This is a genomic window from Edwardsiella hoshinae NBRC 105699 = ATCC 33379 (assembly GCF_000474215.1).
Lineage (GTDB): Bacteria > Pseudomonadota > Gammaproteobacteria > Enterobacterales > Enterobacteriaceae > Edwardsiella > Edwardsiella hoshinae.
Window position 1 is genome coordinate 70,137 of the sequence record NZ_BAUC01000019.1, and the last position, 12,860, is coordinate 82,996.

17 protein-coding genes and 1 pseudogene are annotated in these 12,860 nt (G+C 56.3%); all 18 read left to right on the top strand.

Going from position 1 to position 12,860, the window contains the following annotated elements; genetic code table 11:
- The 18 genes and pseudogenes from EHO01S_RS08680 (at position 1) to EHO01S_RS08755 (ending at position 12,800) form a co-directional block, all read left to right on the top strand.
- Positions 1 to 309 (top strand): phage holin family protein, encoded by a 309-nt coding sequence (locus EHO01S_RS08680; protein WP_024523587.1) that lies wholly within the window; start codon positions 1 to 3, stop codon positions 307 to 309.
- The gene (locus EHO01S_RS08685; RefSeq protein ID WP_024523588.1) at positions 296 to 793 is read left to right on the top strand and encodes a glycoside hydrolase family 24 protein; all 498 of its coding nucleotides are present in this window, start codon (positions 296 to 298) and stop codon (positions 791 to 793) included. The genes EHO01S_RS08680 and EHO01S_RS08685 overlap by 14 nt, the downstream gene beginning before the upstream one ends.
- A gap of 29 nt (positions 794 to 822) precedes the next feature.
- Positions 823 to 1,149 (top strand): annotated as a pseudogene (gene lysB, locus EHO01S_RS08690) (Rz-like lysis system protein LysB); the annotation flags it as partial.
- Positions 1,070 to 1,360, top strand: coding sequence for an Rz1-like lysis system protein LysC (gene lysC / locus EHO01S_RS19205; protein WP_217994562.1), 291 nt, complete (start codon positions 1,070 to 1,072; stop codon positions 1,358 to 1,360). The pseudogene lysB and the gene lysC, both read left to right, overlap by 80 nt.
- Entirely contained in the window at positions 1,323 to 1,784 is a 462-nt protein-coding gene (locus EHO01S_RS08695; protein ID WP_024523590.1) for a phage tail protein, read from the top strand. The genes lysC and EHO01S_RS08695 overlap by 38 nt, the downstream gene beginning before the upstream one ends.
- Entirely contained in the window at positions 1,777 to 2,226 is a 450-nt protein-coding gene (locus tag EHO01S_RS17510) for a phage virion morphogenesis protein (protein ID WP_035370389.1), read from the top strand. The genes EHO01S_RS08695 and EHO01S_RS17510 overlap by 8 nt, the downstream gene beginning before the upstream one ends.
- 69 nt (positions 2,227 to 2,295) lie before the next feature.
- Positions 2,296 to 2,937 (top strand): phage baseplate assembly protein V, encoded by a 642-nt coding sequence (locus EHO01S_RS08705; protein ID WP_024523592.1) that lies wholly within the window; start codon positions 2,296 to 2,298, stop codon positions 2,935 to 2,937.
- On the top strand, positions 2,934 to 3,284 hold the full coding sequence (locus tag EHO01S_RS08710) for a GPW/gp25 family protein (RefSeq protein ID WP_024523593.1): 351 nt from the start codon (positions 2,934 to 2,936) through the stop codon (positions 3,282 to 3,284). Before EHO01S_RS08705 ends, EHO01S_RS08710 begins: the two co-directional genes overlap by 4 nt.
- A 4-nt stretch (positions 3,285 to 3,288) precedes the next feature.
- Positions 3,289 to 4,197 carry a baseplate assembly protein gene (locus EHO01S_RS08715; protein WP_024523594.1) on the top strand — a complete coding sequence of 303 codons (909 nt, stop codon included), beginning with the start codon at positions 3,289 to 3,291 and terminating at the stop codon, positions 4,195 to 4,197.
- Entirely contained in the window at positions 4,190 to 4,801 is a 612-nt protein-coding gene (locus EHO01S_RS08720; protein WP_024523595.1) for a phage tail protein I, read from the top strand. Before EHO01S_RS08715 ends, EHO01S_RS08720 begins: the two co-directional genes overlap by 8 nt.
- The gene (locus EHO01S_RS19295) at positions 4,798 to 5,955 is read left to right on the top strand and encodes a phage tail protein (RefSeq protein ID WP_024523596.1); all 1,158 of its coding nucleotides are present in this window, start codon (positions 4,798 to 4,800) and stop codon (positions 5,953 to 5,955) included. Before EHO01S_RS08720 ends, EHO01S_RS19295 begins: the two co-directional genes overlap by 4 nt.
- A 517-nt stretch (positions 5,956 to 6,472) precedes the next feature.
- The gene (locus tag EHO01S_RS08730) at positions 6,473 to 7,660 is read left to right on the top strand and encodes a phage tail sheath protein (RefSeq protein ID WP_024523597.1); all 1,188 of its coding nucleotides are present in this window, start codon (positions 6,473 to 6,475) and stop codon (positions 7,658 to 7,660) included.
- A 12-nt stretch (positions 7,661 to 7,672) separates the two neighbouring features.
- The gene (locus EHO01S_RS08735; RefSeq protein WP_005281625.1) at positions 7,673 to 8,191 is read left to right on the top strand and encodes a phage major tail tube protein; all 519 of its coding nucleotides are present in this window, start codon (positions 7,673 to 7,675) and stop codon (positions 8,189 to 8,191) included.
- Between the two features lie 60 nt (positions 8,192 to 8,251).
- Positions 8,252 to 8,545 (top strand): phage tail assembly protein, encoded by a 294-nt coding sequence (locus tag EHO01S_RS17515; RefSeq protein ID WP_005295823.1) that lies wholly within the window; start codon positions 8,252 to 8,254, stop codon positions 8,543 to 8,545.
- Between the two features lie 29 nt (positions 8,546 to 8,574).
- Positions 8,575 to 8,715, top strand: a complete 141-nt coding sequence (locus EHO01S_RS17520) for a GpE family phage tail protein (RefSeq protein ID WP_005281629.1) — start codon at positions 8,575 to 8,577, stop codon at positions 8,713 to 8,715.
- Positions 8,708 to 11,152 carry a phage tail tape measure protein gene (locus tag EHO01S_RS08745; protein WP_024523598.1) on the top strand — a complete coding sequence of 815 codons (2,445 nt, stop codon included), beginning with the start codon at positions 8,708 to 8,710 and terminating at the stop codon, positions 11,150 to 11,152. The genes EHO01S_RS17520 and EHO01S_RS08745 overlap by 8 nt, the downstream gene beginning before the upstream one ends.
- 11 nt (positions 11,153 to 11,163) lie before the next feature.
- The gene (locus tag EHO01S_RS08750; protein WP_024523599.1) at positions 11,164 to 11,646 is read left to right on the top strand and encodes a phage tail protein; all 483 of its coding nucleotides are present in this window, start codon (positions 11,164 to 11,166) and stop codon (positions 11,644 to 11,646) included.
- Positions 11,646 to 12,800, top strand: a complete 1,155-nt coding sequence (locus tag EHO01S_RS08755) for a phage late control D family protein (RefSeq protein ID WP_005281635.1) — start codon at positions 11,646 to 11,648, stop codon at positions 12,798 to 12,800. The genes EHO01S_RS08750 and EHO01S_RS08755 overlap by 1 nt, the downstream gene beginning before the upstream one ends.
- Positions 12,801 to 12,860 lie beyond the last annotated feature (60 nt).

Below are 12,860 nucleotides of genomic sequence, written 5' to 3' on the forward strand. Positions count from 1 at the left end.
ATGAACGAAACCGATAAGAGTGTGCTCTCGCTGTTTGTGATCGGCGTGATGATCGTCATCGGTAAGGTACTGGTCGGCGGCGAGCCGGTATCCCCGCGGCTGTTCATCGGTCGCTGTCTTTTGGGGGGCTTTGTCTCCATGGTCGCCGGGGTGGCGCTGGTGCAGTTCCCCGACCTGTCGCCGACGGCGGTGAATGGTCTCGGCTCCATGTTGGGCATCGCTGGCTATCAGGTAGTGGAGATCCTGATTCAGCGTCGGATTGGCAAAGGGGGCAATGCGGCCAAAGGGGGCAGCGATGAGCGCCATTAATCTGCATCCAAACGTGGCGGCGTTCCTCGATATGATCGCCTTTGCTGAGGGAACGGCGACCCATCCGCTGACGCGTAACCGAGGGTACGACGTGATTGTTACGGGCATGGATGGGGTGCCGGAGGTGTTTACCGACTACAGCGATCACCCGTTTGCGCATGGTCGCCGCGCCAAGGTGTTTAACCGTCGTGGGGAGCGGTCGACGGCCTCTGGACGCTATCAGCAGCTTTACCTGTATTGGCCGCACTATAAAAAGCAGCTCGCCCTGCCCGATTTCAGCCCGGCATCGCAGGATAAGTTGGCGATACAGCTGATCTGCGAGCGTCGAGCGCTGGAGGATATCAAGCGCGGCGATATCGAGCGCGCCATCTCCAAGTGTCGGGGCATTTGGGCATCGTTGCCGGGGGCGGGCTACGGTCAGCGAGAGCACGCACTCGACACGCTGGTTAGCGTATACCACCAGGCTGGCGGGGTGGTGGCATGACGTGGCGCCTAACCCTGCTTCTGATTGTCATGTCGCTAGCGCTCGGGGCTGCGCTGTGGCTGCGCCATGAAAACAGCAACCTACGACGGGGATTTGATACGGCCAATCAAGTGGCGTCAGCGCAAAAAACGCAGATTACCATGCTGAAAAATCAGCTAAGTACGGCCTCCGCCGTGAGCCGCAGGCAAGAGCGGGATCAGGTTATCCTGCGTCAGCAGCTCGATGCCGCCAACGCCCTCGCCACCCACCGAAATAAAACCATCACGAGGCTACTCAATGAAAATGAGACCCTGCGTTCGTGGTGGCGGACTGCTCTGCCTGATGTGGTTGTCCGGCTGCACACCCGCCCCGCATTCGATAACCCCGACGATTATTTACAGTGGCTGTCCCGCCGTGAGCAGTTGCCGGATACCGGGGAGCCACCCGACCAGCAACGGCGATCTGAGTGACGATAATCGACAGTTAGAGGCCGCGCTGGTGCGGTGCGCACTACAAGTGGAGACCGTCAAACACTGTCAGGAGGAATTGCGTGCTAAAGCCGAACAGTCTGAAACAGGCGCTCTATAAGGCGTTGCCGGTACTGGCCGAAAACCCGGATATGATGCGGATCTTTATCGATGAGGGGGTGATCGCCGCCACGCTGGCGCCATCGCTCTCCTTTGAGAACCGGTACACATTGAATGTGCTGATCCTGGACTATCGCGGCGACATAAATCTGATTCTGGTACCGCTGGCGGCATGGCTGCGAGAGAATCAGCCCGATATCTTCACGACAGGCGACGGGAAGGGATTCACCTATATCAGCGACATCAATACCGGCGACAGCCAGGATTTAAGTATCAGTCTAAAGCTGACCGAGCGCACCCTGGTGCAACAGGAGGGCGCCCGTTTGTATGTGCGTAATGTGGGCGAGCCACCCGAACCGGAACCCGTCGAGCGGCCGAAGGAGCTCTACATCAACGGCGAGTTAGTGAGTCAGTGGCATGAGTGAGTTCTCACCCTTTAACGATACCCTCGCGGGGTTGATCGCCACCCTGACCGCCACTGAGCGGCGCAAGATGGCGGCGGAGATTGCCCGCCGACTGCGAGCCAGCCAACAGCGTCGCATCAGGACGCAGCAGGCGCCAGACGGAACGCCCTACACGGCGCGCAAACCCCAACAGGTCAGGGAAAAGCGCGGGCGGGTGCGCCGGGCAATGTTCGCCAAGCTGCGCACCAATCGCTACATGCTGGCAAAGGCGGATCCTGATGCGGCCACGGTGACGTTTACCGGACGGGTCCAGCGCATTGCGCAGGTTCATCAGTACGGTCTGAAAGACAAGCCAAACCGCCACAGTGCGGAAGTGCAGTATGAGGCTCGCCCATTACTGGGCTTTACCGACGAGGACAAAAAAATCGTTGAAGAGGTACTCCTCTCCCATCTGAAAAACTAGCTGTTGTCCCACCGCTCACCCATCACCAACAAATTGCCGCTGACGCCCTGCCAGCGGCATTCTTTCATCATGAAACTACAAGCCAACATCACAGAGATACTGCGCTTACTGCGCAACCTGATCCGCACCGGGGTGATCGTCGAGGTCAACACCCGGTCGGGGCGTTGCCGGGTACAAACCGGGGGCGTCAAAACAGACTGGTTGCAGTGGTTGACGCTGCGCGCAGGGAGCGCGCGCACCTGGTGGGCGCCCTCCGTCGGCGAGCAGGTGATCCTGCTGGCCGTAGGGGGTGAACTGGATACCGCCTTTGTGCTGCCGGCCATTTACTCTGATGAACACCCGGCGCCATCGGACTCTGCACAGGCATGGCGTGTTGATTTTCCCGATGGTGCGGTCATCGAGTACGAGCCCAAAACCGGTGCGCTAACGGCCAGCGGGATCCATACCGCCGACATCACGGCATCCACATCGATTACGGCCACCGTGCCGCTGGTCACCGTGAAAGCGGAGACCCGCATTTTGCTGGATACGCCCGAGGTGGTGTGTACCAACAAACTGACAACCGGAACGCTGGAGGTGCAAAAAGGCGGGACGATGCGCGGCGATATTGAACATGGCGATGGCGCATTTACCTCCAACGGGGTGCAGGTGGATAAACACCGTCATGGCGGTGTGCAACCGGGGGGAAGTTGGACGGAGGGGACACAATGACTGCGCGTTATGTCGGCATGAGCCAGGCGTCGGGGCTTTCACTGGAGGATGCCGCGCATATCAGACAGAGTGTGCGCGACATCCTCATCACGCCGATCGGCTCACGCATCATGCGCCGGGAGTATGGCTCCGTGTTGTCGGCGCTAATTGACCAACCGCAAAGCCCGGCATTACGCCTGCAAATTATGGCCGCCTGCTACATGGCCATCTTGCGTTGGGAGCCGCGTGTACGCCTGACGGCTATCCGTTTTGAACAATCGACCCCCGGCGGGTTGTTTGTCGATATCACTGGCGTCAGCGCCCTGACCGGGGGCGGCGCTTTCTCATTAACCGTGCCATTGAGTTGATACGATGCCGATCATTGACCTGAGCCAACTGCCTGCGCCCGATGTTATCGAGGAGCTGGACTATGAAAGCCTGCTGGCAGAGCGCAAGACGACGCTGATTTCGTTGTATCCCGAAGAGCAACGTGATGCCATCGCACATACCTTGACGCTGGAGTCAGAGCCGATCGTCAAGCTGCTGGAGGAAAATGCCTACCGTGAATTGCTGCTGCGCCAGCGGGTAAACGAAGCGGCGCGGGCGGTGATGTTGGCCTATTCCTCCGGTAGCGATCTGGATATGTTGACGGCAAATTTAAACACTGAGCGCCTGACGATTGTGCCTGCCGACGAGACGACCCTACCGCCGACACCGGCGGTGATGGAGTCTGACGATGATTTGCGCCTGCGGGCGCAGCAGGCATTTGAGGGGTTAAGTGTGGCGGGACCGGTTGGCGCCTATGAATATCATGGCCGCAGCGCCGACGGCCGGGTCGCCGATGTTTCGGTCGATAGCCCGGCGCCGGCCTGCGTCACGATTGCGGTGCTGTCACGCGAGGGAAATGGTACGGCGAGCGAGGAGCTACTCGCTATCGTTGCCAAGGCACTAAACGATGAGGACGTGCGCCCCATCGCCGATCGCGTCACCGTGAAGTCTGCCGTGATCGTGCCCTACCAGATTAACGCCACCCTATACCTCTATCCGGGGCCGGAAGCAGAGCCCATCCGCCAGGCAGCAGAGGACAAGCTCAAAGCCTACATTAACGCCCAGCACCGCCTCGGTCGGGATATTCGCCTGTCGGCGATTTACGCCGCGCTACATGTGGAGGGGGTACAGCGTGTGGCGTTGGCCAGTCCAACGGCTGATATCGTGCTGGATAAGAGCCAGGCCTCCTATTGCAGCGCCTATCAGCTGACCATTGGGGGGACAGATGAATAACGATCGCCTGTTGCCGACGGGGTCATCGGTGATGGAGTTGGCCGCAGCCAAAGCCTGTGCCGAGCTGGCGCGCGTGCCGGTGCCATTGCGTACCCTGTGGAACTGGCGCACCTGCCCCGTTAATTTGCTGCCCTATTTGGCTTGGGCGTTCTCGGTTGATCGATGGGATGAGCGCTGGCCGGAGGAAACCAAGCGCAACGTAGTGGCAGTGGCGCACTTTGTTCATCGCCACAAGGGGACGATCGGTGCCATCCGGCGTGTAGTCGAGCCATTAGGCTATCTGATTGAGGTCCGTGAATGGTTCCAGCTTAACGAGACGCCAGGCACGTTTCGTTTAGTGGTCTGTGTGCTGGATACCGGGATCACTGAGGAGATGCACCAAGAGCTTGAGCGCTTGGTCGCCGATGCTAAGCCAGCCAGTCGGCATCTAACCGGCTTGGCTATCAGCCTAACGAGTAGTGGGCGGGCCTATCTGGGTGCCAACTGCTACGACGGGGATGCGTTAACCGTGTACCCCTACACCCCGGAGGTGATCGCAGTGGGCGGTCATTACTATCCGGCATCAGCCATTCACCTGATTGATAATCTGAGAGTAACCGCATGAGCGCAAAATATTTTGCCATTCTGACTAATCTGGGCGCCGCGAAAATGGCTAACGCGACGGCGCTCGGGACGAAGCTTAACGTGACCCACATGGCCGTCGGGGATGGTGGCGGATCGATGCAAACCCCCGATCCGGGACAAACCGCGCTGCGGGGCGAGCGCCGCCGCGCCGCGCTGAATATGTTGAGCGTTGACCCTAACAATGCCAGCCAAATTATCGCCGAGCAAGTCATCCCTGAGAATGAGGGGGGATGGTGGATTCGAGAGATTGGCCTCTATGACAGTGATGGCGTCCTGATTGCCATCGCCAATTGCCCGGAAACCTACAAGCCGCTGCTACAGGAGGGGAGTGGTCGTACCCAGACCATTCGAATGGTGTTGATTGTCTCCAGTACTGCCGCAGTGACATTAAAAATTGATCCGGCTGTCGTGTTGGCGACACGGGAGTATGTCGATAGAAAGTTGGAAGGAAAGCAACCGCTAGATAGTACATTGACAGCCATCAGCGGTAAAAGTGTTGCCGGACTTATTGAATACCTTGGTTTGGGGGCGGGTGCATTTGGTATTAAGAACGTTGCTGTTTTCACCAAGCCCGGCGTAACAACGTGGACAGTTCCCGATGAATTAAAAAATGGTAGAAAAGCAAAGGTTACTGTTATTGGCGGGGGCGCATCTGGTGGCCGAGGTCCCGCTGGAGGAGGTGGCGGTGGAGGGGGATTAGCCACAAAAGTGGTAGATTTAAGCGGCGTATCTTCTGTTCGGATTACAGTAGGCGTCGGAGGTGAGGCGATACCCTCTGGTGATACTGCTACCAATGGTAAAAATGGAGGAACATCGTCATTCGGGTCGATGTGTTCCGCAACGGGTGGAATTTCAGGAGGAACACAGTCGGGTCAGGATGGAGGTGTTGGGGTTGGGGGGGATTTCAATACATCTTTAGGTCCGGGTGGTCCAGGTACGCTGGCTGGCGGGAACACATCAAACAGTGGCCCAGGTGGCGGACCTGGTGGGCCGGGGACAAACTCGGGTAATAGTGCTGATGGGAGAAATGCGAAAGGCCCAGGAGGAGGTGGTAGTGGGGCAGCCTGGGGGGCAACTCAGAAAAACTGCGTTCCGGGTGCGGGGTTTGACGGTATTGTAATTGTGGAGTGGTGATATATGTGGGCTTTCGTCTTAAACAATAAAGTTATTGAAGTAACGGATATTGATCCGGCGGGAAGATTCCACCCATCATTAGTATGGGTGGAATGTCCTGACTATGTACAGCCAGGGTATTTATATGATGGCAATGATTTTACGTTGCCAATTAATACAGAGTTGTAGGGGGTGGGGTGTTGCTGTATCAACTAGTATCAGCAACACCTTATATTTTTCATGCTCAAATAATGCTGTAGTTCACGTTATAGCCACCATCACAAAATCAATAGCACTCTGACATTATAAGATTTAAGAATTAGCCACATCACGTAGTTGTAAATTTCCCATTGACCACTGCGATCAACTTGCGGAGGTATCAAGAAAATAAATCTGTACTACTAGTTTAGCGGGAGGTAAGAGCTATTTATAACATGTTCATCAATCGTTGTGCCAACAGCCACCCATCAGTAATCGCTCGCCCATTACCTAATCGCATCAGAAAATAACCGCACCTATCCACGATGGAGTAAATCCGATGAGTGATTTTCACCATGGCGCGCAGGTGCTCGAAATTAACGACGGCACCCGCGTCATTTCAACGGTCTCGACGGCCATTATTGGCATGGTCTGTACGGCCAGTGATGCGGACGCCACCGCATTTCCACTTAATGTGCCGGCGCTGATCACCGATGTGCAGGGCGCCATCGGCAAGGCGGGGACAAAGGGGACTCTCGCCGCGGCGTTGCAGGCTATCGCCGACCAGTCCAAGCCGGTCACGGTGGTGGTGCGTGTCGCTGACGGTGAGGGCAGCACCGAAGAGGAGAAGCTGGCAGCCACCGTCAGCAATGTCATCGGTACGACGGACGAAAACGGGAAATACACCGGCATGAAAGCGCTGTTGGATGCGGCGGTTGTGACCGGGGTTAAGCCGCGTATTCTCGGCGTACCGGGGATTGATACGCAGGCTGTCGCCACGGCGTTGGGTGCCATCTGCCAAAAGCTACGCGCCTTTGGTTATGTCAGTGCCTGGGGTTGCAAGAGTATTTCCGAGGCGATCGCCTACCGCAAAAACTTCAGCCAGCGCGAACTGATGGTTATCTGGCCCGATTTTCTCGCCTGGGACACCAAGACCAATGCGGCGACCACCGCCTGGGCGACGGCGCGGGCTCTGGGGCTGCGTGCGCATATCGACCAAACGATCGGCTGGCATAAAACGCTGTCCAACGTCGGGGTAAATGGCGTCACCGGCATCAGCGCATCGGTGTATTGGGATTTGCAGGCGCCGGGAACGGATGCTGATCTGCTGAATGAGGCTGGCGTTACCACGCTGGTGCGCAAGGATGGTTTTCGCTTCTGGGGTAACCGTTGCTGCTCGGATGATCCGCTGTTCCAGTTTGAGAACTACACCCGCACCGCCCAGGTACTGGCCGATACTATGGCAGAGGCGCATATGTGGGCGGTAGATAAACCGGTTACCCCGACGCTGATTAAAGACATCGTTGAGGGGATCCGCGCGAAGTTCCGCGAGCTGAAATCTAATGGCTACATCATCGACGGCGACGCCTGGTTCGATGAGGCGGCCAACAGCAAAGAAACACTCAAGGCTGGCAAGCTGTATATCGATTACGACTATACGCCGGTGCCGCCGCTGGAAAATCTGACCCTACGCCAACGCATCACCGATAAATACCTGGTGAATCTGGCGCAGTCGGTCAACAGCTAAGGAGCCTGCACCATGGCATTACCCCGCAAACTGAAATACCTGAACCTGTTCAATGACGGCCTGAGTTATATGGGGGTGGCGAAGTCGGTCACGCTGCCGAAACTGACCCGCAAGCTGGAGAACTACCGCGGCGGCGGTATGAATGGCGCGGCGCCGGTCGATTTGGGGTTGGACGATGATGCGCTGGTTGTCGAATGGACAATGGGCGGCTTACCGGATGAAACCCTATGGTCACAGTATGCCGCCCCGAGTGCCAGCGCGGTCCCGCTGCGCTTTGCTGGCTCTTATCAGCGTGACGACACCGGCGACATTGTAGCGGTCGAGGTGGTCATGCGCGGTCGCCATAAGGAGATCGACGCCGGCGACGCCAAACAGGGTGAAGATACCGAGGTAAAAATCAGCACCCAATGCACCTATTACAAGCTGACCATCGACGGCAAGGACATGATCGAGATCGACACCATCAACATGGTGGAAAAGGTCGGCGGCGTTGACCGTCTGGAGCAGCACCGCCGCAATATCGGCTTGTAATCCTCCGCGGTCGGGATAACCGGCCGCCGTTTTATCCGTGACGAATAAGAGAGAATCACCATGGCAAAAGAGAAAACCGTGACCGAGCTGGCGCAAGAAGCACCGAACACCATTACCCTGAAACACCCGGTGAAACGTGCCGGGCAGACCATCGAACAGGTCACCCTCATCACCCCGAATACAGGACACCTGCGCGGGCTGTCGCTGGCTGCGGTCGCCTCTGCTGAGGTTGATGCGCTGATCAAGTTGCTACCTCGCATGACCATGCCAAGCCTGACAGAACAGGAGGTGGCCTCCCTGTCGCTGCCTGATATGACCGCCATCACGGCAAAGGTGATTAATTTTTTCGGCTAGAGCTGGGGACACTGGACATTCCGCACGACATGTCGGTCGATGATCTGATGGCGGATATCGCGGTGATTTTTCACTGGCCGCCATCAGAACTGTATCCCATGAGCCTGGCCGAGCTTATCTCCTGGCGCGGTAAGGCGCTCACCCGAAGCGGACAAACCACCGATGAGTAATAACGTAAAGATTGAGGTGTTGCTCAAAGCCATTGACCAGGCCACGCGCCCGTTTAAGCACATTCAGGGCGCGGGGAAATCGCTGTCGGCGGATCTGCGCGGCACGCAGCAAACACTCCGCGAGCTGAATAATCAGGCGGGGAAAATTGAGGGATTTCGTAAAACCAGTGCCCAGCTCGCTGTAACCAGCCAGGCGCTGAAAAAGGCCAAGGATGAAGCCAATGCGTTGGAGGAGCAATTCAAGGCCACAGAGCGGCCTACACGCGCGCATGCCAAGGTATTGGAGGCGGCCAAGCGAGCGGCCGCCGATCTCCAGGCCAAGGAGAATAGTCTGCGTATGGCGGTACAGCGCCAGGGGCAAGAGTTGGCTAAGACGGGGATCAATACTCGCACCCTCGCTGCTGATGAGCGCCGGCTGAAAAACTCCATCAGCGAGACAACTCTACAGCTTAACCGTCAGCGTGATGCACTGGCGCGCGTCAGTGCGCAGCAGGCGCGTCTGAATGCGGTAAAGCGACGGTATCAGGCAGGGAAGGAAATTGCCGGAACGGCTGGTGCAGTCGGCGCCGCCGGGGTTGGTATTGCTACGTCCGGCACCATGGCGGGCGTCGCCATTTTGAAACCGGGGTATGACTTTGCGCAGAAAAACTCAGAGCTACAGGCTGTGCTCGGGGTTGGCAAACAATCGCCAGAGATGCAGGCACTACGCAAACAGGCGCGCCAGTTAGGAGATAACACTGCCGCATCCGCTGACGATGCCGCCGGGGCACAAATCATCATCGCTAAAGCGGGTGGGGATGCTGCCGCTATTCAGGCTGCGACGCCGGTAACGCTGGAGATGGCGCTAGCAAACCGGCGCACCATGGAGGAAAACGCCGCGCTGTTGATGGGAATGCGGTCTGCGTTTCAGCTCGCCAACGATAAGGTTGCACATATTGGTGATGTGCTATCGACCGTTATGAACAAAACGGCGGTAAATTTTGAAGAGCTTAGCGATGCTTTGACCTATGTCGCACCTGTGGCTAAAAACGCGGGGGTCAGTATCGAGGAGACTGCCGCTATGGTGGGTGCGCTGCACGATGCCAAGATAACCGGGTCAATGGCAGGTACCGGGAGCCGCGCAGTGCTGAGTCGCTTGCAGGCGCCGGTGGGACAAGCGTTTGCCGCCTTAAAAGAACTGGGCGTTAAGACGATGGACAGTAAAGGGAATACTCGTCCGATTTTTACCATTCTTAGGGAAATTCAGGCTAGCTTTACGCGCCATAAACTTGGGTCAGGACAGCGGGCCGAATACATGAAGGTGATATTCGGCGAGGAGGCCAGCTCTGCGGCAAACGTATTGCTTACAGATGCTACCAGCGGAAAGCTTGATCAACTAGCGACAACTCTGAAAGCCTCGGATGGGAAGACGGCGCAGCTAGTCGCAGTTATGCAGGATAACCTTGGTGGGGACTTTAAGGAGTTTCAGTCAGCCTATGAGGCAGTAGGGACGGACCTGTTTGACCAGCAGGAAAGCTCGTTGCGAAAACTGCTCCAAACAACCACAAAATATGTGTTGCGCCTCGACGCGTGGATCCAGAAAAACCAAGGGATGGCACGCTCAATTCTCGCTATTGGTGGCGCGGCATTAGGCGTTATCGCACTGGTGGGCGCGATTGGGTTGGTGGCCTGGCCGGTGATTGCTGGTATTAACGCCATCATCGCCGCTGCGGGGGCGCTGAGTGTAGCCTTTAGCGTTGCGGGCGGAGCCATTGGAACAGCGCTGGCCGCCATATCATTACCGATGGTGGCGCTGGGTGCGGCTATCGTAGCTGGCGCGCTACTGGTACGTAAATACTGGGAGCCGATTAGCGCCTTTTTCGGCGGTGTAATTGACGGGATGCGAGAAGCATTCGCACCAGTAGCGGAAATTTTCTCACCGCTAACTCCAATGTTCGACATGTTGGGAGAGAAGCTTAAAGCCGTATGGACATGGTTTGGTGACCTAATCGCTCCAGTGAAAGCTAGTCAAGAAGCGCTAGACACATGTCGGAGTGCGGGGCAGTTATTCGGGCAATCGCTGGCAGATGCCATCCTGGCGCCGATTCATGCTATCGATAAGCTACGAAGTGGGATCGATTGGGTGCTGGAAAAATTGGGGGTTATCGATAGCAAATCCAGTGATCTGGATAAGGCTGCGGAAAAGACCAATGTCTATGCCAACGGTGCGAACGGTCGAGGCTACTCACCGACAGGTGGCATTTTAACCGGTGGATATCAACCAGTAAGTGCTCCAACGGGTAGCAGTTATATTGACCAGAGCCAACACCACTACGAGATTCCGGTTAACGGTGCCAGCAACCCGATCGATGTGCAACGCCAGATTAGAGAGGGATTGCAGGCAGAGCAGCGGGAACGCCGGGCGCGACTGCGCTCCAATATGAATATCGATTATTAGGAGAGCACGCGATGATGCTGACGTTGGGGATGTTTGTGTTTCAACTCCAGACCACGCCATATCAAAGTCTACAGCGTGATGTTGATTACCGTTATCCAAGTAATAGCCGCGTCGGTAAGCGGCCGGCGATACAGTTTCTTGGAGTCAATGAAGAGCGGATCACATTATCGGGCGTCTTGTTGCCGGAGATAACCGGCGGACGCCTTTCCATGCTGGCGTTAGATGCCATGGCGGCAGAGGGTAAGGCGTGGCCACTTATCGGTGGTGATGGCACGATTTTTGGGATGTTTGTTGCCTCCTCGATCCATGAAACCAGAACCGTTTTTTTTGCCGATGGCGCTCCGCGGCGTATTGAGTTTTCTCTGACGCTGACTCGAGTGGATGAGTCATTCGTGACGATGTTTGGCGATTTGAAAAAACAGGCAGAGGGCATGATTGGGAATGCGGCAGCGGCGGCCAATAAGATGGTGGCAAACATTGAGGGGCTTTTTTGATGCTTACCGGATTAACGCTTGATGCGGGGGCCAGCTTGGCACCGGCAATCATGTTGACGTTGGGAGGAAAGGACATCACCCGCAATATTGCCGATCGCCTGATCAGCCTGGTGCATACGGATAATCGAGGGTTTGAGGCTGACAGGGTAGACATCGAGCTGGATGATAGTGATGGGCTAATCGAGCTACCGCTGCGCGGTGCGGTACTGACACTGTTTATCGGCTGGAGTGGGCACGGGTTGATCGGCAAGGGGGATTTTACTGTCGATGAAATCGAGCATAGAGGGGCGCCGGATACGCTCACTATTCGGGCGCGTAGTGCTGATTTCAGGGGCTCGTTGAACAGTCGGCGCGAGATGTCGTATCACGATACGACGCTCGGCGATATTGTCACGACTGTCGCACAGCGTAACAAGCTGCAAGCCGCAGTGGCGGAAGGGTTACGGGGGATAAAAATACCTCATATAGACCAGTCACAGGAGTCGGATGCCTGCTTTCTGGCACGCCTAGCGGAGAGAAATGGCGCCGAGGTATCAGTTAAGGCGGGCAAGCTTTTATTTTTGAAAGCGGGATCCAATATGACGGCCAGTGGAAAACCGATCCCCTCCGTGGTTATTGAGCGAACTGATGGTGACAGGCATCAGTTTGCGATTGCTGATAGAGCGGCATACACGGGTGTAACGGCGCGGTGGCTACATACGAGTGACCCTAAAGAGCAAGAGAAGAAGGTGAAGCTCAAACGTAAACCAAAAGAGAAGCATCTGCGCGCGTTAGAGCACCCAAAAGCGAAGCCAGCGGCCAAGAAAAAGAAGAAAGAAAAGGAGGCTCGCGAGGGGGAGTATATGGCCGGTGATCCTGATAACGTCTTGGCGCTGACGACGGTTTACTCAACCAAGGCTCAAGCCCAGCGAGCAGCTCAGGCAAAGTGGGACAAACTACAGCGCGGCGTGGCCGAGTTCTCTATAACCCTAGCAATGGGAAGGCCGGACCTTTACCCAGATGCACCGGCTCGCGTATCGGGGTTTAAGTCAGTTATCGATGAGCAAGGATGGACAATCACAAAAGTGGTGAACAGCATCAGCGATGCTGGCTATACAACATCGCTAGAGCTGGAGGTTAAATTATCTGATGTAGAGTACGTTGAAGATGATTAGCTTTTGGTGAATTGTTTTCACATTATGTGAATAATGGAGTAATATTTCTCATAGATACAT

What these genes read in the sequence shown, in the direction of transcription:
- EHO01S_RS08680 (WP_024523587.1), top strand. Translation starts at nt 1, where the DNA reads ATGAACGAAACCGATAAGAGTGTGCTCTCGCTGTTTGTGATCGGCGTG.
- EHO01S_RS08685 (WP_024523588.1), top strand. Translation starts at nt 296, where the DNA reads ATGAGCGCCATTAATCTGCATCCAAACGTGGCGGCGTTCCTCGATATG.
- lysC (WP_217994562.1), top strand. Translation starts at nt 1,070, where the DNA reads ATGAAAATGAGACCCTGCGTTCGTGGTGGCGGACTGCTCTGCCTGATG.
- EHO01S_RS17510 (WP_035370389.1), top strand. Translation starts at nt 1,777, where the DNA reads ATGAGTGAGTTCTCACCCTTTAACGATACCCTCGCGGGGTTGATCGCC.
- EHO01S_RS08705 (WP_024523592.1), top strand. Translation starts at nt 2,296, where the DNA reads ATGAAACTACAAGCCAACATCACAGAGATACTGCGCTTACTGCGCAAC.
- EHO01S_RS08710 (WP_024523593.1), top strand. Translation starts at nt 2,934, where the DNA reads ATGACTGCGCGTTATGTCGGCATGAGCCAGGCGTCGGGGCTTTCACTG.
- EHO01S_RS08715 (WP_024523594.1), top strand. Translation starts at nt 3,289, where the DNA reads ATGCCGATCATTGACCTGAGCCAACTGCCTGCGCCCGATGTTATCGAG.
- EHO01S_RS08720 (WP_024523595.1), top strand. Translation starts at nt 4,190, where the DNA reads ATGAATAACGATCGCCTGTTGCCGACGGGGTCATCGGTGATGGAGTTG.
- EHO01S_RS19295 (WP_024523596.1), top strand. Translation starts at nt 4,798, where the DNA reads ATGAGCGCAAAATATTTTGCCATTCTGACTAATCTGGGCGCCGCGAAA.
- EHO01S_RS08730 (WP_024523597.1), top strand. Translation starts at nt 6,473, where the DNA reads ATGAGTGATTTTCACCATGGCGCGCAGGTGCTCGAAATTAACGACGGC.
- EHO01S_RS08735 (WP_005281625.1), top strand. Translation starts at nt 7,673, where the DNA reads ATGGCATTACCCCGCAAACTGAAATACCTGAACCTGTTCAATGACGGC.
- EHO01S_RS17515 (WP_005295823.1), top strand. Translation starts at nt 8,252, where the DNA reads ATGGCAAAAGAGAAAACCGTGACCGAGCTGGCGCAAGAAGCACCGAAC.
- EHO01S_RS17520 (WP_005281629.1), top strand. Translation starts at nt 8,575, where the DNA reads ATGTCGGTCGATGATCTGATGGCGGATATCGCGGTGATTTTTCACTGG.
- EHO01S_RS08745 (WP_024523598.1), top strand. Translation starts at nt 8,708, where the DNA reads ATGAGTAATAACGTAAAGATTGAGGTGTTGCTCAAAGCCATTGACCAG.
- EHO01S_RS08750 (WP_024523599.1), top strand. Translation starts at nt 11,164, where the DNA reads ATGATGCTGACGTTGGGGATGTTTGTGTTTCAACTCCAGACCACGCCA.
- EHO01S_RS08755 (WP_005281635.1), top strand. Translation starts at nt 11,646, where the DNA reads ATGCTTACCGGATTAACGCTTGATGCGGGGGCCAGCTTGGCACCGGCA.